The sequence below is a fragment of the Paenibacillus sp. strain BS8-2 genome, assembly GCF_054483835.1.
On record NZ_CM137010.1, the window covers coordinates 2,917,257 to 2,937,920 of the forward strand.

Genomic DNA, 20,664 nt, shown 5'->3' on the forward strand with positions numbered 1-20,664 from the left:
TGATCCATATCCATATCCATATCCATAAAGGAGGACGTTAATTGTGGCTATTCGCAGAGCGTTAATCAGCGTGTCCGACAAAACGGGCATTGTTGAGTTTTCGAGAGCACTCGCAGAGCAAGGCGTGCAAATTATTTCGACCGGAGGTACCTTCAACTTGCTGGAGAAGGAAGGCGTACCGGTTATCGGCATTTCGGATGTAACGGGTTTCCCGGAGATTATGGACGGTCGTGTCAAAACGCTTCATCCAGCTGTGCATAGTGGTCTTCTTGCGGTTCGCGACAACGAAGAGCATCAGCAGGCGATGAAGGATCTGGGTCTCGACTATATCGATCTGGTCGTTGTTAACCTGTATCCATTCAAAGAAACGATTGCAAAGCCGGATGTATCCTACGAGGATGCGATCGAAAATATCGATATCGGCGGTCCGACGATGCTTCGTTCTGCAGCGAAAAACCACGCCTTCGTAACGGTTGTCGTTGATGCCGGCGATTATGCTTCCGTCATTGAGGAATTGAAGGCGGGTGGCGATACAACACTACCGACGCGCAAACGTCTCGCAGCCAAAGTATTCCGCCACACGGCAGCATACGATGCTTTGATCTCGGACTACCTCTCCAAGCAAACAGGCGAGCCATTGCCAGAAACGTATACCGTTACTTATGAAAAGGTACAAGACCTTCGTTATGGTGAGAATCCGCATCAGAAAGCGGCTTTCTACAGCAAACCGCTTGCAGCGACTGGCAACGTAACGACAGCTGAGCAGCTGCACGGCAAGGAGCTGTCCTACAACAACATTAACGACGCCAATGCAGCGCTGTCGATTCTCAAAGAATTCGACGAGCCGGCTGTTGTTGCTGTCAAACATATGAATCCATGCGGCGTGGGTATCGGCGCAACCATTCATGAAGCTTATCAAAAAGCGTACGAAGCCGATCCAACATCGATCTTCGGCGGTATCGTAGCAGCAAACCGCACCATCGGTGCTGACACAGCTGAGCTGCTCGGCAGCATTTTCCTAGAAATTATTATCGCGCCGGACTACACACCGGAGGCGTTCGAGATTCTTGCGCAGAAGAAAAACATTCGCTTGTTGAAGCTAGGCGAGTTATCGGCTGCGGCAGAGCGCAAAGCCGAGTGGGTCGTCACTTCTGTTGATGGCGGCATGCTCGTTCAAGAGAGCGATGTTCACAGCATCTCCGAAGCGGATCTCCAAGTGGTAACTGAGCGCCAGCCTACGGCTGAAGAGCTTAAGCAGCTTCTCTTCGGCTGGAAAGTTGTGAAACACGTGAAGTCGAATGCGATTCTGCTTGCGAAGGACGACATGACGGTAGGCGTTGGTGCAGGCCAAATGAACCGTGTAGGTGCAGCACGTATCGCAATCGAACAGGCTTCTGAGAAGGCCAACGGAGCTGTGCTTGCTTCCGATGCGTTCTTCCCAATGGGAGATACAGTTGAATTGGCGGCAAAAGCCGGTATTACGGCGATCATTCAGCCAGGCGGCTCCATCAAGGATGCAGAATCCATCGCTGCAGCTAATGCGAACGGAATTGCTATGGTGCTGACAGGCGTACGTCACTTCAAACATTAATCTAATAGCCCGCCGATAGAGGCGGGCTTTCTCCATAAGTGAAAGGGGTTTGTTATCATATGCGTATATTGGTCATTGGCAGCGGCGGTCGCGAGCATACGATCTGCTGGGCGCTCAAGAAAAGCGATAAAGTGAAGGAATTGTTCTGCGCTCCGGGTAATGCGGGCATCTCACAGATCGCGGAATGTGTGCCGATCGGGGTTTCACAGTTCGATGAGCTTACAAGATTCGCGAAGGAAGCATCGATTGATCTTGTTTTCGTTGGCCCGGATGATCCGCTTGCAGCGGGTATCGTAGACGCATTCGAAGCGGCAGGCATTCCGGCCTTCGGCCCTAACAAAGCAGCGGCGGAGATTGAAGGAAGCAAAATCTTCATGAAGGATTTGCTCCGCAAATACAACATCCCAACTGCCAAATACGAGACGTTCACGGATTATGAAGCGGCTTCCGCATACTTGCGCCAGCAAGCGACGCCAATCGTGATCAAAGCTGACGGACTTGCTGCCGGCAAAGGTGTAACGGTCGCCTTCTCCATGGAGGAAGCGGAAACTGCACTGCGTGAGGCGATGGTGGACAAGGTGTTCGGCGAAGCAGGCAATCAAATCGTCATCGAGGAGTTCCTCGAAGGACAAGAGATGTCGATTCTAGCTTTTGTGGATGGAGAAACGGTTAAAGCGATGGTTCCGGCACAGGATCACAAGCCGATCTTTGACGGCGATAAAGGACCGAACACAGGCGGAATGGGCACATACACGCCGCTTCCTCATATCGATCCGGCTATCGTCGAAGAATCCATCACGAATATTATCATTCCGACGGCTAAAGCGATGGTGAGCGAAGGCAGACCGTTCCGCGGCGTATTGTTCGCAGGCCTCATGATTACGAAGGATGGCCCTAAAACAATCGAATTTAACGCTCGTATGGGCGATCCCGAGACGCAAGTCGTGCTTCCACGTCTGAAGACTGATCTCGTCGACATCGTCCTGGCGGCAATGAACGGCCGACTCGGTGAGCTCGACATCGAATGGAGCGACGAAGCCGCAGTCTGCGTCGTCGCGGCATCCGAAGGTTATCCGGCATCGTATCCGAAGGGACGCGTCATTACGGGCATCGAAGCAGCAGAAGCGCAAGGCGCGCTTGTGTTCCATGCGGGCACCGATCTCAAGGATGGTCAATTCGTGACGAACGGCGGCCGCGTACTGGGCATCGTAGGCAGAGGGCGCGATATCGCAGAGGCTCGCGCACGAGCATATGAAGCGGTGAGCGTGATCCAGTTCGAAGGAAAACAAAACCGGACGGATATCGCGGCTAAGGCGCTTGTTTAATATTTAAGTAATCGCAGGTGAGATGGCAGTTCAAGGATAAGTCCTTGGAGCTGCCATTTTTTGTTTACTGTCACACAGACACGAACAAGCTCAAACGAGCTCGAATGGTGTTACTCTTTTGTAACTCTCTTAATCTATTCTTCCGATAGAATGAATCTATCAGAGGACTAGAAGGTGAGAAGATGGAGAATTCAAAAAAGCGTCGTCGTCGGAGATTGTTAATGTTGGTTGTTGTAGTGGCCGTGCTGTTCTGGGTAGCTGGTTGTGCCGCGGGGCGTTCGATTTCCATGGGGCTGTCGGCGATTGTTCCATCGGTCGAGCAGGGCGGCGAGGTTCTGCAAGGCGGCGAGGCAGGGGGCGATGATGGAACGGGCAGCGAAGGCGGCAGTGTAAGTGGCGTTGGCGGAGAGGGCGGATCACAAACGGAGTCAGGAGAGACGCAGACGGGATCAGGCGGAGCAGGTACAGATGGGAACAGCGGAGTCATTGAAGGTCATACGGACGGGACAGGCTCGAATGCTGAGGTCGATAAAACTGATGGAAACAGCAGCGGCAGTGGCGGTATAACGGATGGCAATGATGATGGTAAGAAGTACGTCGCGCTGACGTTTGATGATGGACCGGATGCCAAATATACGACGGCGATTCTAGATATACTTAAGGAAAAAGGTGTTAAAGCGACGTTTTTTGTCGTAGGACAGCAAGTGAGCAAATATCCCGAGGTGCTGCAGCGCATCAAGGATGAGGGGCATTCTATCGGCAATCATACTCAAAATCATAAAGATTTAAAAAAGCTCGGAAAATCAGGGATCTTGGAGCAGATCAGTCTGACGGATCAAGCGATCAAAGCAGTGCTTGGAGAAACGCCTTCTCTGTTCCGAGCTCCTTACGGCTCCTTGTCCGACGAACTGAAACGAATTCTGAAGGATGAGGGGCGACATCATACAGGCTGGACGATCGACACCAGAGACTGGGCGGGAACCTCGGTAGCGGATATGCGCGACATGATTATTCATGACACCAAGCCTAATGGTATAATATTAATGCATTCTTTTGGCGGCAAACATATCCAGAATACGGTTACGATGCTTCCTCTCGTCATTGACGACCTGCAGAAGCTTGGATATACACTGGTCACTGTAGAAGAGCTTATCGCGAAATAACGTATATCGCAAAAGGAGAACGTCAGAATCTATGCAGCGACAGCGCCATATTCGACCTCAATTAACCGCATATTGGAATGTCGCACGCGGCAGCATGCTACGGCAAACGCTGGTGCTCGTGTTGATCGCAGCAGTTCTTGTGCTGGCGGGGTGTCAGTACACGGCTGCACCGGCTGATCTGCTTCGCAAACCTCTAATCAGCGATGAGAAGGTGCAGCTGCTGGAAGCCGTCACGAAGGCGCTTCCCGAGTTTAGTATTCTGATGCTCCCTCATGATTCTTCTGATAAAGAAGCCATTCGGTTGATCGATCTGGATGGCGATGGCAAACAAGAAGCAGTCGTCACGTATTATAACGAATACAGCTCCCCGGAAATTATGGCGCTGCGATTGACGGAGAACGGATGGCGACAATGGCTGCTCGTACAGCAGCCATTGGCTCGTGAGATGACTTGGCTCAGCATAGAGGATTTGGATGGCGACGGGGTTAAGGAAATGGCCGTTGGCTGGGTAGGCGCCTTTGATAGCGCCACCATGCTTGAAATCTATTCATTCAATTCCAAAACAGCTCGTAACGACAAAGGAAAACTGACGATGATTCCCGCAGCGTCACTTCCGTTTAGTCTAGCCGATTCGGCCGATCTGGATCGTGACGGCGAGCGAGAGCTTGCCGTTGTCAGCGGATCTATTTCCTCCGGGACGACTTCTGAGCTGGTCGTACCTATCTTCCAATTAACGTTGTATGTTTGGGAGGACGGCAGACTTATCCCGAGATCGAAAGTAACATTGCCTGAGGGAGTTAATTTGTTCGAACGTATTCAGATGGGGCGTATTTCGGTCAGGCAACAGGGGATCGTGCTTGAAGGAGGAACAGGCGCGCATAGCATGTTGACATATATGTATGCTTGGAGCGGACTCGAGCTCACGCTAGTGTTCCCGACAGAAGAACAAGAGAGGCAAGGGCTTGGTTTCTCCGGCAAACCAACAAGGAGCAGGGATATGAACGGAGATGGCATCATTGAGCTTCCTCGAATTACAGAGGCAAAGGGACATGAGGATGTGCCCTACTCGGATTCATTATGGCTGACAGAGTGGCTGCAATGGGATGGCAGAAACGATATGATTCGCGTCTCCGAACAATATGTGGACGAGAACCATGGCATACGACTGGATATTCCGGACAGCTGGAGTGGTAAATTAACGTTGGAGACGCCGCCAAGAGCGAGTTATGGCATCGTTACGCTTCAGTATTTTAACGAAACAACTAATGAAATGGCGGATTTGATCACGATCTATGAGGTTCCTAATCGGCAATGGAAAAGTGTGGAGCATGTGTGGCGGGATGAGAAACGCGCCTTCAAGACTGTGGGAATCCACAGTGGCAATCAGTATGCGGTATCCTTCTATAATGATGAGATCCCAACGTTATCGGAACAAGCAAGGGCAGATATCGAAGAGATGATGGTCGATAGGGACAGGCTTCTGGAGCGACTTCTTATCGGCTATTCGGAATAAATAAGCAGGAAAGAAGCGGGGGTGTCGGGATGCGCATATTGTTGCTGGAAGATGAGGAGTCGATTCGGGGATTCATCCGCATCAACCTGAAGCGTAACGACATGGCGGTCACAGAAGCGGAGAATGGTGAAGACGCTCTTGCATATACAGAGTCGGAGGGACCATTCGATATCGCACTCCTCGATGTCATGCTGCCAACAATCAGCGGGTTCGAAGTGTGCGAGCAGCTTAGGCATAAGTATCCCCGGATGGGCATTATTATGCTCACGGCAAAGTCGCAAGAAGAGGACAAAATCCTTGGACTGGAGCTGGGAGCAGACGATTATGTGCAGAAGCCGTTCAGTCCTGGGGAGCTTGTTGCACGCATCAAGTCGTTATATCGGCGTATGCAAGCACTGCCGCAGCTTGTGTCTTCCATTGAGCGGGAGGATAGTCTGATCGAGGAAGCTGCGAGCGGCGCCGAATCTGTTACTGACTCGGCATCTGTTACTACTGTAAGCTTGCATTCGCATGCCGTACCTGTGCAGGAGAGGATCATAAGCGGTCATATGCTGGACGAGATGACAAGCGGACCTTTCAGGCTCTCGGTCCCGCAGCGGAGATTATGGAAGGATGGCAACGAAATCGTGTTGACACCGACGGAGTGGGCGCTTGTCAGGCTGCTGATGGAGAGCGAAGGGAAAAGCATCAGCCGGGATCATATCCTCACCGAAGTATGGGGACGTTATTATGTCGGCGATCTGAAGGTCGTAGACGTCAACATTCGGCGCATCAGGCAGAAGCTGGAGAACAATCCGTCGGAGCCTACCTTCATTGAGACGGTATGGGGCTTCGGTTATCGATGGAAACGGGGAGCAGCCGAATGTTAAGCGTCAAAGCAAAAATGGTGTGGAGTTATTTGCTGCTCATCGTGCTTGTTGTGGCCTTGTTAGGGACGGCGTTCACCATTCTGATCTGGAATTATTATTACGGCAGCGCGCAGAGCTCTGTGAAGCAACGAGCAGAATCTGCGATCACACAGCATAGCCGCTCTCTCCTGTCGCTTAGCTTGCATGATCAAGCGGATTATTTGTTGCAAAACATGGCGGACAGCGGCCCCACTCGTATTCAGCTGCTCAGCAGCGACGGCGAGGTTCAAATTGATTCTGATGGCTTCGCACCGGCGATTCGTTATGACTCGGAGGATGTTAGAAGCGCGATGGCAGGCAACGTCGGCAGATGGAGCGGGATCGATCCTTATTATGGCGAACGGGTAACATCCATCACGATTCCGCTAATGGGCGATACTCGGATTGTTTCGTTGCTCAGATATACAGCTTCAGTTGAGAAGGTTGATCATATGGTTGGTCAATTGATTCAGATGGCTGTTATTTCAGGCATCTTTGTTGTGTTATTGTTTCTAGGGCTTAGCTTGTTCCTGGCGCAGCGCATTGTAGGCCCGGTGCAGGAGCTGACAAGGGCGGCAAGATACATGGCGGATGGAGATTGGACCAAACGTGCGACCAAGCGCAGCGGGGATGAGATCGGTCAATTAGCCGAGACGTTTAACACAATGGTGAGCGAGCTGAACAAACGGGAGAAGCTGAAAAATGATTTTATCTCTTCCATCTCTCATGAATTAAGGACGCCGCTTACATCGATCAAGGGCTGGAGTGAAACGTTAAAGGAGAGCGGACCGGAGGATGATCATGAGGATGTGTTGCTTGGCTTGTCTATTATAAGCAAGGAAACGGAGCGATTGTCCGGTCTTGTCGAGGACTTGCTTGACTTCAGTAAGTTGTCTGCTCGTTCGATGGAATTACATGCGGAGCTCCTTGATCTGAACGGTCCCGTCAAGGAGACCGTGCGCCAACTCGGCGTGCGGGAGGAGCAGACGCGAGTCAAGCTTATGGCAACGTATGGCGCTGGCCCGATTGTGGTAAGCGGCGATGCCAACAGGTTGAAACAAGTGATCATCAATCTGATTGATAACGCGTTTAAGTTTACGCCGCAAGGCGGGAGCATCCGTGTTGCAACATTGGTATCGGAGGATCAGCAACAGGCGAGGGTGACAATTGCTGATACAGGCGTCGGGATCAGTCCTGAGGATTTGCCGCATGTAACGGACAAATTTTATAAGGCCAGCTCCGGACAAGGCGGATCTGGCCTCGGGCTTGCGATTTGCAAAGAAGTTATCGAGCTGCATGGGGGAGAGCTTCAGATCGATAGTGAACCGGGAGCAGGAACTATCGTCGTCATTATGCTGCCAATCGCGAGCGAACGCCCTACTCCTTGAAGAAGAGCAGCTTTCGATTGAAGATGACGAACAGCACTGCAATGATGACTCCTGCTCCGAGCATAATAGACATCCAATTGTCGCGGAGCCATGCAATCCATAACGGCATCTCTTCCATCTTGTCCACCTCCCGAACATAGGAACGTCAATTCTGATGCTTGCAAGCCGTATCTCCCCTGGAGGTGCGGCTTTTTCTCTGCATGCTTCGCACATTACGATGAAGGGAAACTTAACGGAATCACCTTGGGCAAGCGGCATCAAATGACTGTTGCCATGTAGTTTGCGCTAACGGACTTGCATCCATGCGAAGCGAAGAGAGAGGCGCAGTAAAGGGTCGTTGACAGCGTTTGGGGAGCATGGTAATATGAATAAAATTAATTCATAGTTTGATTATAGGAATTATTGTATATAGATAATGGCATCGGGAGGTGCATACGGAGATGGAGAAACAATTGACGTTGCAGCACGAAGGGCTGGAATTAACTGCAACTTTACATTATCCCGCTGAAGACAACGATTCTTCGGCGAAGAAGCAAGCTGTTGTCATCTGCCATGGTTTTATCGGGAGCCGAATCGGTGTGGATCGATTGTTCGTTAAGACGGCAAGAGCGCTGGCTGCGCAAGGCTCTTATGTCCTTCGTTTCGACTATGGCGGCTGCGGGGAGAGCAATGGCGAATACGGCTCGCTTGGATTCGATTCCATGATCGATCAAACAAGAACCGCCATCGATTATGTGCACGGGATGGAATGCGTGGATCCGACTCGTATCGTATTGCTTGGGCATAGTTTGGGCGGTGCAGTTGCCTTGATGACGGCTGTCAAAGATAGACGCGTGAAACGACTGATTATGTGGTCGGCGGTTGGTTATCCCTTTAATGATATTGTTCGTATCGTTGGTCGAACGGGTTATGAGGCATCGGTTAAGAAGGGTAGCGTCGACCATGCCGGATATTCGCTGCGCCCAGCATTCTTTGATTCGTTGATGCAACATCAGCCCTTTCAGTCCGCCACTCGCTTTGGTGGAGAAGTGCTGCTCGTGCACGGGACGGGCGATGAGCTTATCCCCGTCGATTACAGCTTTCTCTACCAGAAGGTATTCTGGACGAGAAGCGAGGGGTTATGCGACAAAGAAATCATCTTCCAAGCGGGGCACACGTATTCTTCGAGAGAGCATCAGGAAGAAGCGATTCGAGTGACCTCGGATTGGCTTACCGGTCTCGACCGCAAGCAGCAAGATTGGCATCATTGGTCCATTTAATATGGAGTCAAGCAAATGAGTCTCGCGATTATTGACGCGTGGGCTCTTTTTTTTGTTGACTTTGTATCTGAAAAACAATAATTTTGTCGAGACATGCGGCCTTAACCTATGTTTAAATAAGAGATAGCGGTAAAAGATTCTAAGATTACCAACTTTCTGACAAAGGCGGGTTATCCATGAACAACCGATTGCGCACTGGCTGCGCGGCACTGCTAGCGGCGACGCTGATCATGACGACAGCTTGCAGCGGCGGCGATCATGCCGTTGATGCTAATGTCGATCTTGATCCTACTGTTGTGCCGACTGTTGTAGAGACCACAGCAACGCCTACGGCAACACCATTGCCGTACACCGCTCCTCTTACAGGAGCAGGAATTCAGCAAGAGTCCAAGTCGAGACCAATCGCTGTCATGATTAATAATTTCTCCGCAGCGCGCCCGCAGTCCGGCTTATCTAACGCGGATGTTGTGTGGGAAGTACTTGCAGAAGGCGGGATTACGCGTCTGGTGGCGATCTTCCAGAGCACGGAAGCCGTTACTGACACGATTGGACCGATTCGAAGCAACCGCAAATATTTGATCGATATCGCGGATAGTTACGGCGCTGTTATGGCCCATGCGGGCGGTAGCCCGGAGGCTTATGGCATCTTGCAAAAACAAAGCAAACCTTATCTAGATGAGATCACGAACGCAGGCTCCTACTTCTGGAGAAGCAAGGATCGTAAGGCGCCTCATAATTTGTATTCTTCGCTTGAGAAGCTGCGTGAAGGTTCGTCCAAAAAGAAATATTCGGAGGATAAACCGGTTCCCGTATATCAATTTTCATCGGAAGGCACCGTCGCAGCTGCAGCCGTCACGGAAGAAGCGCGAGACATTACGATTAAGTTTCTGACAAATGATGGATACAAAGTAGGCTACCACTACGAAGAGACGACAGGGTTGTATAGTCGGACGATCAATGATAAGCCGCACACGGACTTGAATAACAACCAAACACTGGCAGCGTCGAATTTGATTGTGTTCGAGACGACGCACCGAACGCTTGATGATGTCGGGAGACTCTCCGTAGATTTGGAGTCGGGCGGGAAGGCTTATCTGTTCCAGAAGGGCAAGAAGACGGACATTGACTGGGTATCGGCTTCAGATGGTATGATCCGTTTCGCAACGAGTGACGGTGCCGAGATTACGTTGCTCCCGGGCAAGACCTACATCCATATCGTACCTAACAAACCAGCAATCGCTGAGCATGTTTCTTGGGTACAAACCGCCAGCGCTGGTTAAACTATGCGGACCGCGGGATAACAAGAAGGAGATTCCGTTCATGGAATCTCCTTACTTTTTGCCCTGCAAATACGCTTTATTCGATTGGCTATTGTAGTAGGAACGAAAATATGTTTAAATTTTTCATGGACGTTTACATTCCCTTAACAATTGTGGTGTACACTACGTGAGGGCAATAATTCTGTCCAGCTGATGCATACCATTTTGCAATGGATAAGGGGATTGACATGTTTAAGAAAAAGGACATTTTTTTCACATCGCTCGAAGCAATGGCGGACACACTTGTAGAAGCCGTTGAATACTTTGCAACAGGCGTTTCGGATCTGTCTAACTTGACAGCGTTCGCCAAGAGAATGAAAGAGATGGAAAGTGAGTGCGATCAATACACCCACACCATTCTGAAAGAATTGAACAAAACCTTCATCACACCAATTGAGCGCGAGGATATTATGGCGCTTACGACCTCGCTGGACGATGTCCTTGATGGTATCGAAGCGTGCGCATCTCGTTTCGAGATGTACAATATCCGTGAGAAGGATGAATATATTACACTCTTTGCAGACGTTATCGTACGTTCTGCGCATCAAATCCGTAAAGCGATCCTGCTGTTAACGCAGAAGAAACTTCTTGCTATGCGCGAACATTGTATCGCAATCAATGAACTGGAAAACCAAGCGGACGATCTGCTTCGCGTCTCCGTAACGACATTGTTCGCCAAAGTACAAGATCCAATCGAGCTGATCAAGCGCAAGGAAATTTACGAGAGGCTTGAGCAGACGACCGACTACTGCGAGGATGTAGCCAACACGCTGGAATCGATCATTATGCGCAACAGCTAATCCAGAGGAGCAGGAGTCGTACACATGGAACTATACGTATTATGGATCGTCGTATTCTTAGCGCTGGCCTTTGACTTTATTAATGGTTTCCACGACACCGCCAATGCGATTGCAACATCGGTCTCGACGCGTGCGATCAAGCCGCGCCTTGCCGTCTTAATGGCTGCTGTCATGAACTTTGTTGGTGCAATCACCTTCACTGGCGTAGCCAAAATGATCGGCAGCGGCGTTGCCAATCCCGCTGACCTCGAGTTCGGCATCGAAATTGTGATCGCCGCATTGTTATCGGCAATCGTATGGAATCTGGTTACTTGGTGGTTCGGCATTCCGTCTTCCTCCTCCCATGCGTTGGTAGGCTCCCTGGCGGGTGCGGTTATCGCAGGAGCGGGGATGGATTCACTTAATGCCAGCGGCTTTATCGACATCCTTAAAGCTCTTATTTTTTCACCGCTTATCGCATTTACCCTCGGCTTTATCATCATGTGGATACTCAAGCGTATCTTCGCGAACAAAAGCCCGCATTCGATTAATAAAGGTTTCCGAGGTGGACAGGTCATCACGGCTATGTTCCAGTCGTTCTCGCATGGTACCAATGATGCTCAGAAGGCAATGGGGATTATCGTATTTGCCCTTGTAGCTGCAGGCGTACAAGACAGTACTGATCATATTCCATTCTGGGTTCAGCTATCGGCAGCTACTGCAATGGCGCTGGGTACATCCATTGGCGGTTGGAAGATCATTAAAACAATGGGCACCAAAATCTTCAAGATCGAGCCGATTAACGGTTTTGCAGCGGATATCGGTTCTGCGGCTGTTATCTTAACGGCGACGATGATTCACCTGCCCGTATCGACAACTCATGTTATTACATCATCGATTCTCGGTGTAGGCAGCGCCAAACGCTTCTCTGCCGTTCGCTGGGGCACAGCAGGACGAATCGTGATCGCTTGGTTTATCACGATTCCGATTACAGCGCTTCTTGCGATGATTTTCTTCTGGATTATCCAAGCATTGTTCCTATAACATTCGATTCGGATTCAATGTGCCAGGCATATGTGGCAACTTCAAACAGCTCCCGCTGTTCCCTCATGATCAATGATCATGAAGAAATTAGCGGGAGCTGTTATTGTTGAGTGGCCTTTGATCAGTTATCTTCTGCGTCTTGGACGATTGCGGCGTTTGACTGATGTGCGTTTCGTCGTGCTGGGACGGCGTTTGCGTGTCTTGGGGCGGCTGTAGCTAGGCTGTGCGCTGCCGCTATTGGTGGACTCTGACTTCTTGCCAAAGGAGCCCATGAACACCTTAACGAGTGGAGCCATCTGAGATACGCTGCCGACAACCTTCTGTACTTTCGTTACGGTAGACAGAATGCCATCCAAGCCGCCCATCCGGTCGACAAATCCTTTAATCTCCGTGAGATTCGCATACTTGGTCAAATTGGCGAGAGAGAAGCCTGGCTTCGCCGGTGAATCTGGGGCAGCAGGCAGCAGCGAGCTCTGTGATGGCTGAATGACGGTTGGCATTAGGCTGGGACTGATGTCACGGGATGGACTTTGCGATGAGCCATTTGAATTCGGCTGCTGCGCGTGTGTCTGTTGGTGTGACGGCTGATGGAATGGAGGCTGTTGCTGAAGTTGTGGCAAACCTCTTGGCGCGTCATCGTAGTGGAAGCCGCCGTGCAGACCGCTATATGGACGGCCCAGCACGTTCTGGCCTTGCCGGTGGGCGTAGCCTTGCTCGCTGCCGCTTAAGTTCCTTTGCCCGCTCCCGAGACCGCTGCCGTGCCCGTTACCGGCTCCCGGATTTTGATATGGATTCAATACGGATCACAACCCTTCTTTTCTACTAGCTTATGGCATAGGCAAACGCTTGGATTGGACTAATGTCACGGGTACCGCAACAAAATATAGTTATTAGCCCGTCTTCATGCTGTCCTTCTCTAAAGCGGAACTACTGTAATGTTTGAACTAATGGCTACAAAAGGATACAATAAGAGTTATAGTAATCATAGGAGTGAATGCACATGCAGCTGAAGAAGCTGAACGATAAAGCAATTGACCAACTATTTGAGGCCATTCTGACCTTGAAGTCGGTGGAAGAGTGTTATATTTTCTTTGATGACCTTTGTACGGTGAACGAAATTCAATCCTTGTCCCAGCGGCTCGAAGTAGCGCGTATGTTAGGCAAAGGCAGTACATACAACCAAATCGAGGCGGAGACTGGCGCTAGCACAGCGACGATCTCACGTGTCAAACGTTGTTTGAACTACGGTAATGACGGATACAAGATGGCACTGGAGCGTCTCGGCAAATAAGGAGGCGCGAAACGTGAAGCAATCCGGCGTATTGGTAGTGAGTCACGGCTCCAGAGAAGACAATTGGATCAAGCTCGTCGATGAAGCGGTGAATGCGGCTGCACATGAAGCCCTAGTCCCCGTCGTTTCGTCGTTTCTTGAAATTGTGGATGGTCGACTTATTCAAGATGGCATTGACGAGCTTGAACGTCTTGGCGTGAACGAGATATTTGTATTGCCGCTGTTTGTGTCTTCTGGCAGCACACATGTCGATGAGATCGGACAAGCCTTTGGATTAGCACCATTGTCTGAAATAATAGGCGATTTGGGAACATTTCGGGTTAGCGCTAATGTTACGGTGGCTTACGGAATGCCGATTGACGACGATCCCGAGATTGCGGAGCTGTTGCTAGCCAATATAGCGAATCTCTCCTCAGACCCTGCAAGAGAAACCTTGCTGTTGGTCGGTCATGGGAGCAAGGAGCCGATCTTTCACGAGCGCTGGCGAGACGGATTATCCGGACTAGCCCAGCGACTAAGAGAGCTTGGCGGCTTCGCGCGAGCTGATTATGCGATGCTGCTTCCGGATATGGCGGCTGACAGGTTAAGGACGCTGCAGCGAGAAGACCCGGAAAGCAGCGTGATCGTCGTGCCGCTGTTCTTAAGCCCAGGCTATTTTACGAATCATGTCATTCCAACGAGATTGAACGGTCTGACTTATCAATATAACGGCCAAGCTATGCTGCCGCATCCTGCGATTGTTCGTTGGATTAAGCGGCAGATGGCGGAGTGGTTGTTAAGTACAAGCAATGCTTGAGCGTTGTAAGGACGATCGGATGGATAAAGCGTTGAATTATTGAGCGGTTGGCGAAGGAGGAACGAAGTTTCGATGAAACGGGCAAGACTGATCTATAACCCGACCTCAGGCAGGGAAGAGATGAAACGAAGACTGCCGGACATCTTGCAGCGACTCGATCAAGGAGGCATCGAGGCAACTGTCCATGCGACGGTTGGCGAAGGTGATGCAACGATTGCGGCTGCTGACGCTGCGGAGCGCGGATACGATATGATTATCGCAGCAGGTGGTGACGGCACGTTGTACGAGGTGATCAACGGTCTCGCCAATAAGCCTAACCGTCCGCCGCTTGGCATCTTGCCGGTTGGTACAACAAACGATTTTGCTCGTGCAACGGGCATCCCTAAGCATTGGGAATATGCATGCGACTTAATCATCGGGCAATATACGCGCCCAATTGATGTCGGCAAAGCGAATGAACGGTATTTCATCAATATTGCAGGCGGGGGCTCGCTCACGGAACTGACCTACGATGTGCCAAGCAAACTTAAGACGATGATTGGCCAGCTGGCTTATTATATGAAGGGTCTTGAGAAAATGACGCGCCTTCGTCCAACGGAGCTTAAGTTCGAGGCAGCAGGTGTCGGCGACTTCCATGACGAATTTATGATGTTCCTCATCTGCAACAGTAATTCTGTTGGCGGCTTTGAGCGACTAGCGCCAGAATCCAAGCTGGATGACGGACTGCTAGATGTATTGCTCATCAAACGGATGAATCTTGCCGAATTTATAAGACTGGTTACGCTTGCGCTCAGAGGCGAGCACTTAAACGATTCGCATGTGATACACTTCCGGACGAATGAACTAAAGGTGACGACGCCGGATTATGTACAGATCAACCTCGACGGCGAATATGGCGGCGTACTGCCGTGCAACTTCTCCGTCTTGCCGTCGCATCTGCATATCTTCGCGGACGAAAGCGGAGAATCTACTTATCGGTAACGAGTAACGAGTAACTGTAACGCTGTAAGATAGCTAAACATATGAATGTCTCGGATCGTCGTTGTGAACAGCTAGTCGCGTGCGATTAGCTGTTTTGCTCTGATTAGGGGATGGCGGGACCGAGACGAGGAGAAGGAAAGACGAACAATGAAGAAACAAGGGAATGGGAAGAGAGGCCCTCATGGCGCCAAAAGTAAGGTGAAAGCTGCCTCTGCACCATCACCATCGCGGACTGATAATAGAGCGGGCAGTGGAGGACGGCGTGATTTGGCGCGGACTGATAACAGATCAGGCGAAGGAGAGCGACGTTCCCCAGCGCGGACAGATAACAGAGCGGGCGGTGGAGGACGGCGTGACTCGGCGCGGACTGATAACAGATTAGGCGGTGGAGGACGGCGTACACAGGAGCGTGCAGTAACTGCCAAGGAGCAGGTCGGACCACTTGCTCCGCATGCCAAGGTGACGCTTGATATGATCGGGCTTACGCATGACGGCGAAGGCGTGGGACGCGTGGACGGATACACGTTGTTCGTTCATGGGGCCTTGCCTGGTGAGCAAGTCGAGGCGCGTGTTACGAAACAGAAGAAACAATATGGGTATGCCTCGCTGGAGAATGTGCTAACAAGCAGTCCTGATCGGCTAGATCCGCCTTGCGATATCTATGAGGAGTGCGGCGGCTGCCAACTGCAGCACTTCGATTACGGAGCGCAGCTTGCCTGGAAGAGACAGCATGTCATTGATAACCTGACGCGTATCGGCAAGCTGTCGGTTGCCGAGAACGAAACAAGCGAAGGCGTCATTGTCCGTTCGACGATTGGTATGTCCGATCCTTGGCGATACCGCAACAAAGCTGCAGTTCCAGTCGGCTCGGCTGAAGACGGAGGACTAATCGCCGGTTTCTACGCAAGCGGAACGCATCGCATCATTGACATGGACGATTGCCTCATCCAGGGTGAGCGCAACGACGAAGCGATTCGCGTTGTAAAGCGGATTGCCCAATACTTGCGCATCAAGCCGTATGACGAAACGACGGGCACTGGGGTGCTGCGCCATGTTATGGTCAGAGCCGGAGTCGTGACTGGGGAGATCATGGTCGTGCTGATCACGAACGGTCAGCGGCTGCCGCGGCAGCCAGAATGGATCGAGATGCTGCGCGCCGAGCTGCCGGGACTAAAGAGTATTGTGCAGAATGTTAACGAGCATAACACTAATGTTATTTTTGGGGACGAGACACGTACGTTATGGGGCAGCGATGTGATCTATGATGAGCTGGACGGCATCAGGTTCGCGATCTCGGCGCGGTCATTCTATCAGGTCAACCCTGCCCAGACGGTTGCCTTGTACAGCAAGGCTGTGGAATATGCAGCATTGTCGGGTGACGAGAACGTTATTGACGCCTACTGCGGCATCGGCACGATCAGCTTGTTCCTGGCGCGCAAGGCGGGGCATGTGTACGGCGTAGAAATTGTACCGGAGGCAATCGAGGACGCAAAACGAAATGCTGCGCTTAATGGTGTGGACAACACGACCTTCGAGGCGGGACCAGCAGAGGTTGTCATTCCACGTTGGCGCAAGGAGGGTGCGAAGGCAGACGTCATCGTCGTAGATCCGCCGCGCAAGGGCTGCGACCCAGCGCTGCTCGATACGATTCTAAAGATGCAGCCAGAGCGTGTCGTCTACGTCAGCTGCAATCCGTCCACGCTGGCCCGCGATCTGCGCGTGCTGGAGGACGGCGGCTACCGCACGGTGGAGGTAACGCCGGTGGATATGTTCCCGTGGACGGTGCATGTGGAGTGCGTAGTATGGATGTCTAGGGTAAAAGAGTAAGGCAGTGAAAGCCTTGTAGGTAAGGGATTTTGGGGTTTGCCGGCTAGAATCCGGAGGCTCTGAAATCCCTATTTTTAATACTTGCGGGAACATGTCCAAGGAGCAGAAAATCCGCGTACAGAGCGGATTGGATGTCACTGCTTGGTGATAGAGCAGGTTGGATGTTTTTGTTTCGTGAGAGAGTGGATTGGTGTGTGTTTATCTCTTGTCATAAAAATTCTTATATATTCAATTGTTTTTATGACTAAAACTGCATATAATAAAAGTAAAGAAGGAGGTACGATTATGAACAATGCAGTTACTCATATAGGTGAGAACATTAAAACTTTGAGGGAACAAAGTGGTTTTACACAAAGTAACCTTGCCCAATATTTAAAGGTTGATCAAAGCTTAATATCAAAAATTGAAAAGAACGAACGCTCTATAACTTCAGATATGCTTGATCAATTATCCGCATTATTTGGAGTTGAAATAGAGAACTTTAACAAAGACTCTGCCCCTACAAATCGAATTGTATTTGCTCTTAGAGCTAACGAGATAGATGAAAATGATCTTGAGACAATTAGTGCCATTAATAGAATTGCTATGAATTCAAATTTTATGACTCGATTGTTAGGAGGCAATTTTATTGATAGATAAATTAGATATCTGCACTAAAGCATTAAGTTTACGCAAGGAATTTGGCGAAGATACAGCATCTCCGGTCGATATTTTTTCGTTGGTACACACAATCCCACAATTAACTTTAGTTTTTTATCCAATGGGTGACCATTTGAGTGGAATGTGTATAAAAAATGATGGTAATCCAGTCATTGCAATAAATTCTTCTATGTCTGTAGGCAGACAGCGTTTCTCTATGGCGCATGAATTATTTCACTTATATTTTGATGAGAATACGTATTCGATGGTTTCTGCAATGAAAATCGGTAGTGGTAATGAAATTGAAAAAATTGCCGACCAGTTTGCTTCCTATTTTCTTATGCCGCCCTTAGCTTTATCTGAAGCAATTAAAAAAATGCAAAGCAATTTATCGAACAGCTTAGAAATTAAAGAAATTGTCAGACTGGAACAATATTTTGGTGTAAGTAGACAGGCAATGCTGAGCAGGTTAATTGAAGATAACAAATTAACCCCGCAACAAGCAGAACCGTTTAGACAGGGTGTAATCCGGTCGGCAATAAATTTGGGTTATGACGAAACTCTATATAGACCTCTTCCGGAGACTAAGCAATACAAAACATACGGATATTATATTCAACAAGCCGAAGAACTTCTGGCAAAAGATCTTGTTTCATCTGGAAAATATGAGCAACTACTACTTGCCGCTTTTAGACCTGATCTGGTTTATGGTGATGAATTTGAAGGTGGCGATTTAAATGACTGATTCGCTTTTCTTTGATAGCGACTGTATTTCAGCGTTTTTGTGGGTGAATGAACAAAATTTATTGACTTTATTATATCCTGGAATGATTGTGATTCCGAAGCCAGCATATGACGAATTGTCATATCCAACCACACCACATCTTAAACAGCGAATTGATTCCCTGATTAAAGATAAACAGGCTAGCTTGGCGGATATCATCGTAGGGAGCGAAACTCATACTTTGTATCAAAAGCTTACGACCTATCAAAATGAAGGACAAAAGATTATTGGGCCAGGAGAAGCTGCATCTATTGCTCTGGCAAAAACCAGTAACGGCATTGTCGCAAGTAATAACTTAAAAGACATTAGTTCATATATTAGCGAATTTGGATTGAGACATATAACTACCGGTGAGATATTGGTTGAAGCACTAAGGAAAGGCTTTATCACAGAAGATGAAGGAAATACCATTTGGGCATCTATGCTTAAGAAACGTCGAAAATTAGGAGCTCCGTCCTTTTCTGATTACATAAGATTAATAAAATGAATCGAACAACAGTGAACAAACTGCTGTACTTTCGGTTGACTTGCCGTCACAAATAAATGTCGTTTATTCCAATATGGTTTATATTGAAAAAATGGATTTATCGTCACCTTTCATTAAGCGGCTACAAAATTGGAGAGCTTGATGATATGAAACTTGTCAAACGTAATGGCAGCGTGAGGAAAGTTCTCTTGCGCCCCCTTGATAAAGGCGGGAGACATGTCCATACAGACTTCCGTTACGTTGTCAGCGTTTCCGCCATGAGCCTCCAGATGCGCTTTACAAGCTTTGCATGTCCAAGCATCTTTTTCTTTGGCGACGTGAATCACGTTACGTTGTTCTGGATCCATGAAGATGGTAATGTAGTCTTGGCCGCACTTCGCTGAGGTTTCATCGGTGCTGATGGCCGTAACATGGGACAGATCTTGCTTCGCAATCGCCTGATCCATGTAATAATGAAGGATTCGCCAAAGGCGCTTATCCGTTTCGCCCACGATTCGGCTGATGGCGCTCATGGTCATTTCTTTGGCCATTGCAATAATTCATGCATCGAAGAGCAAGGTAAATCCCGCTCGCGGCTGAATAGCCCAAGGCACATTCACTCGCAGAATCCGACCACATCCCCCACAACAGGTTTGCGGATGTTCAGCATGAAAATAGATTGAATATTCGGCAAAATTGAGATGGCGCCACACCTGATCATAGTTTGCAATGTACTATACCGGCTGGGTCTCTTTCCCGCATCCTGAACAAGCAAACAGCACTTCCTTTCGAAACTTGATGTAGACATCCAATCGCTCCATCTTTTCATCAAATTCACAGCGTTCGATGTACCACGGCTCCGGAATATGAAACACATCTTCGATATTCGGGATCTCTATTAACATTTGAAAATACTCCGCTTCTACCGAGAACTCCGCGACTTGACCCGGCTCCGTAAGAAACGTGCAGCAGAATTCTTATTCGGCACGCTCAATACCCATCAAATGCTGATGATTCGCAATTGCTGGGAGCATATTTCTTTGCTTGAGCAGTCCATCGCAGAACTCGATGCCGAGATCGAAGCGCATCTACAACCATATGAGGAAGCCCATACGCTGATTCAAACCATTCCGGGTGTCAGCACGGTGACCGCTTATGCAATCATTGCCGAAATTGGCGTAGACATGGAGCAGTTTCCCACAGTCGATCACCTTGCTTCTTGGGCAGGCGTTGCTCCAGGCAATCATGAGAGCGCTGGTAAAAAAAAGTATACGAACTCGCAAGGGAAATCAGCATGTAAAAACCGCATTATGTGAGGCAGCCTGGACTGCAACGAAGTTTATATGATGTTGAAGAACAAGACTGCCTATGTTGAAGGTGGACCAGAGCCTGCTCGACCTGTAGCTTAACAGCATAGCCCAAACGAAGAGTGTTTAAACAACATACTTCCAAAACGGACGTACCGGGCATCCTATTGCTTTTTTCTTCATCATGGCGATCAAATTCACATATTCTAAACCGGGATTTGTATGTGGCAGTTACTACGTGCTTAAAATCCTTTCACAGTAAAAAATAGTGGATTTTTAATCTAATTTGATGAACAAAGTATCTC

At 49.4% G+C, this 20,664-nt stretch carries 20 protein-coding genes and 1 pseudogene; 18 read left to right on the plus strand and 3 right to left on the minus strand.

What is annotated here, in order from left to right; translation table 11 throughout:
* The first annotated feature begins 43 nt into the window (after positions 1–43).
* From purH to ACX1C1_RS12650, 6 genes are all read left to right on the plus strand, one after another.
* A complete protein-coding gene (gene purH, locus ACX1C1_RS12625; RefSeq protein ID WP_458957420.1) occupies positions 44–1,591 on the plus strand; it encodes a bifunctional phosphoribosylaminoimidazolecarboxamide formyltransferase/IMP cyclohydrolase in 1,548 nt (515 codons plus the stop codon).
* Between the two features lie 59 nt (positions 1,592–1,650).
* On the plus strand, positions 1,651–2,916 hold the full coding sequence (gene purD, locus ACX1C1_RS12630) for a phosphoribosylamine--glycine ligase (protein WP_458957421.1): 1,266 nt from the start codon (positions 1,651–1,653) through the stop codon (positions 2,914–2,916).
* A 182-nt stretch (positions 2,917–3,098) separates the two neighbouring features.
* The gene (locus tag ACX1C1_RS12635; protein WP_458957422.1) at positions 3,099–4,079 is read left to right on the plus strand and encodes a polysaccharide deacetylase family protein; all 981 of its coding nucleotides are present in this window, start codon (positions 3,099–3,101) and stop codon (positions 4,077–4,079) included.
* Between the two features lie 31 nt (positions 4,080–4,110).
* On the plus strand, positions 4,111–5,592 hold the full coding sequence (locus ACX1C1_RS12640; protein WP_458957423.1) for an FG-GAP repeat domain-containing protein: 1,482 nt from the start codon (positions 4,111–4,113) through the stop codon (positions 5,590–5,592).
* A 29-nt stretch (positions 5,593–5,621) separates the two neighbouring features.
* A complete protein-coding gene (locus ACX1C1_RS12645) occupies positions 5,622–6,461 on the plus strand; it encodes a response regulator transcription factor (protein ID WP_458957424.1) in 840 nt (279 codons plus the stop codon).
* Positions 6,455–7,867 (plus strand): sensor histidine kinase, encoded by a 1,413-nt coding sequence (locus tag ACX1C1_RS12650; RefSeq protein ID WP_458957425.1) that lies wholly within the window; start codon positions 6,455–6,457, stop codon positions 7,865–7,867. Before ACX1C1_RS12645 ends, ACX1C1_RS12650 begins: the two co-directional genes overlap by 7 nt.
* On the opposite strand, the gene ACX1C1_RS12655 is transcribed toward ACX1C1_RS12650, so the two are convergent.
* On the minus strand, positions 7,857–7,985 hold the full coding sequence (locus ACX1C1_RS12655; protein ID WP_458957426.1) for a hypothetical protein: 129 nt from the start codon (positions 7,983–7,985) through the stop codon (positions 7,857–7,859). The two genes, ACX1C1_RS12650 and ACX1C1_RS12655, sit on opposite strands and share 11 nt — an antisense overlap.
* Before the next feature lie 322 nt (positions 7,986–8,307).
* Here ACX1C1_RS12655 and ACX1C1_RS12660 point away from each other — a divergent pair, with 322 nt between their 5' ends.
* The 4 genes from ACX1C1_RS12660 to ACX1C1_RS12675 all read left to right on the plus strand — a co-directional run bounded on the left by ACX1C1_RS12660 (position 8,308) and on the right by ACX1C1_RS12675 (position 12,268).
* Positions 8,308–9,126 carry an alpha/beta hydrolase gene (locus ACX1C1_RS12660; protein WP_458957427.1) on the plus strand — a complete coding sequence of 273 codons (819 nt, stop codon included), beginning with the start codon at positions 8,308–8,310 and terminating at the stop codon, positions 9,124–9,126.
* Between the two features lie 176 nt (positions 9,127–9,302).
* Positions 9,303–10,406 (plus strand): DUF3048 domain-containing protein, encoded by a 1,104-nt coding sequence (locus ACX1C1_RS12665; protein WP_458957428.1) that lies wholly within the window; start codon positions 9,303–9,305, stop codon positions 10,404–10,406.
* Between the two features lie 227 nt (positions 10,407–10,633).
* Positions 10,634–11,245, plus strand: a complete 612-nt coding sequence (locus ACX1C1_RS12670) for a DUF47 domain-containing protein (protein ID WP_458957429.1) — start codon at positions 10,634–10,636, stop codon at positions 11,243–11,245.
* 24 nt (positions 11,246–11,269) lie between these two features.
* Positions 11,270–12,268: an inorganic phosphate transporter gene (locus ACX1C1_RS12675; RefSeq protein WP_458957430.1), complete on the plus strand. Its 999-nt coding sequence runs from the start codon at positions 11,270–11,272 to the stop codon at positions 12,266–12,268.
* A gap of 125 nt (positions 12,269–12,393) precedes the next feature.
* Here the strand turns inward: ACX1C1_RS12675 and ACX1C1_RS12680 are convergent, their stop codons facing one another.
* Positions 12,394–13,065 carry a hypothetical protein gene (locus tag ACX1C1_RS12680; protein WP_458957431.1) on the minus strand — a complete coding sequence of 224 codons (672 nt, stop codon included), beginning with the start codon at positions 13,063–13,065 and terminating at the stop codon, positions 12,394–12,396.
* A gap of 203 nt (positions 13,066–13,268) precedes the next feature.
* Between ACX1C1_RS12680 and ACX1C1_RS12685 the strand changes: the two genes are divergently transcribed.
* The 7 genes from ACX1C1_RS12685 (at position 13,269) to ACX1C1_RS12715 (ending at position 19,073) form a co-directional block, all read left to right on the plus strand.
* Positions 13,269–13,559 (plus strand): YerC/YecD family TrpR-related protein, encoded by a 291-nt coding sequence (locus ACX1C1_RS12685; RefSeq protein WP_308098865.1) that lies wholly within the window; start codon positions 13,269–13,271, stop codon positions 13,557–13,559.
* Positions 13,560–13,572: 13 nt separating this feature from the next.
* Complete coding sequence (locus ACX1C1_RS12690; protein WP_458957432.1) at positions 13,573–14,355, plus strand: sirohydrochlorin chelatase; 783 nt, start codon at positions 13,573–13,575, stop codon at positions 14,353–14,355.
* A gap of 72 nt (positions 14,356–14,427) precedes the next feature.
* Complete coding sequence (locus ACX1C1_RS12695; protein ID WP_458957433.1) at positions 14,428–15,336, plus strand: diacylglycerol kinase; 909 nt, start codon at positions 14,428–14,430, stop codon at positions 15,334–15,336.
* A gap of 147 nt (positions 15,337–15,483) precedes the next feature.
* Positions 15,484–17,163, plus strand: coding sequence for a 23S rRNA (uracil(1939)-C(5))-methyltransferase RlmD (gene rlmD, locus ACX1C1_RS12700; protein ID WP_458957434.1), 1,680 nt, complete (start codon positions 15,484–15,486; stop codon positions 17,161–17,163).
* 285 nt (positions 17,164–17,448) lie between these two features.
* Positions 17,449–17,802: a helix-turn-helix domain-containing protein gene (locus tag ACX1C1_RS12705; protein ID WP_458957435.1), complete on the plus strand. Its 354-nt coding sequence runs from the start codon at positions 17,449–17,451 to the stop codon at positions 17,800–17,802.
* Positions 17,792–18,547 carry an ImmA/IrrE family metallo-endopeptidase gene (locus ACX1C1_RS12710; RefSeq protein ID WP_458957436.1) on the plus strand — a complete coding sequence of 252 codons (756 nt, stop codon included), beginning with the start codon at positions 17,792–17,794 and terminating at the stop codon, positions 18,545–18,547. The genes ACX1C1_RS12705 and ACX1C1_RS12710 overlap by 11 nt, the downstream gene beginning before the upstream one ends.
* On the plus strand, positions 18,540–19,073 hold the full coding sequence (locus ACX1C1_RS12715) for a hypothetical protein (protein WP_458957437.1): 534 nt from the start codon (positions 18,540–18,542) through the stop codon (positions 19,071–19,073). The genes ACX1C1_RS12710 and ACX1C1_RS12715 overlap by 8 nt, the downstream gene beginning before the upstream one ends.
* A gap of 128 nt (positions 19,074–19,201) precedes the next feature.
* Here the strand turns inward: ACX1C1_RS12715 and ACX1C1_RS12720 are convergent.
* A pseudogene (locus tag ACX1C1_RS12720) lies at positions 19,202–19,957 on the minus strand (transposase); the annotation flags it as partial.
* On the opposite strand from ACX1C1_RS12720, the gene ACX1C1_RS12725 reads away from it, so the two are divergent.
* Positions 19,958–20,368, plus strand: coding sequence for a transposase (locus ACX1C1_RS12725; protein ID WP_458957438.1), 411 nt, complete (start codon positions 19,958–19,960; stop codon positions 20,366–20,368).
* Positions 20,369–20,664: the final 296 nt, after the last annotated feature.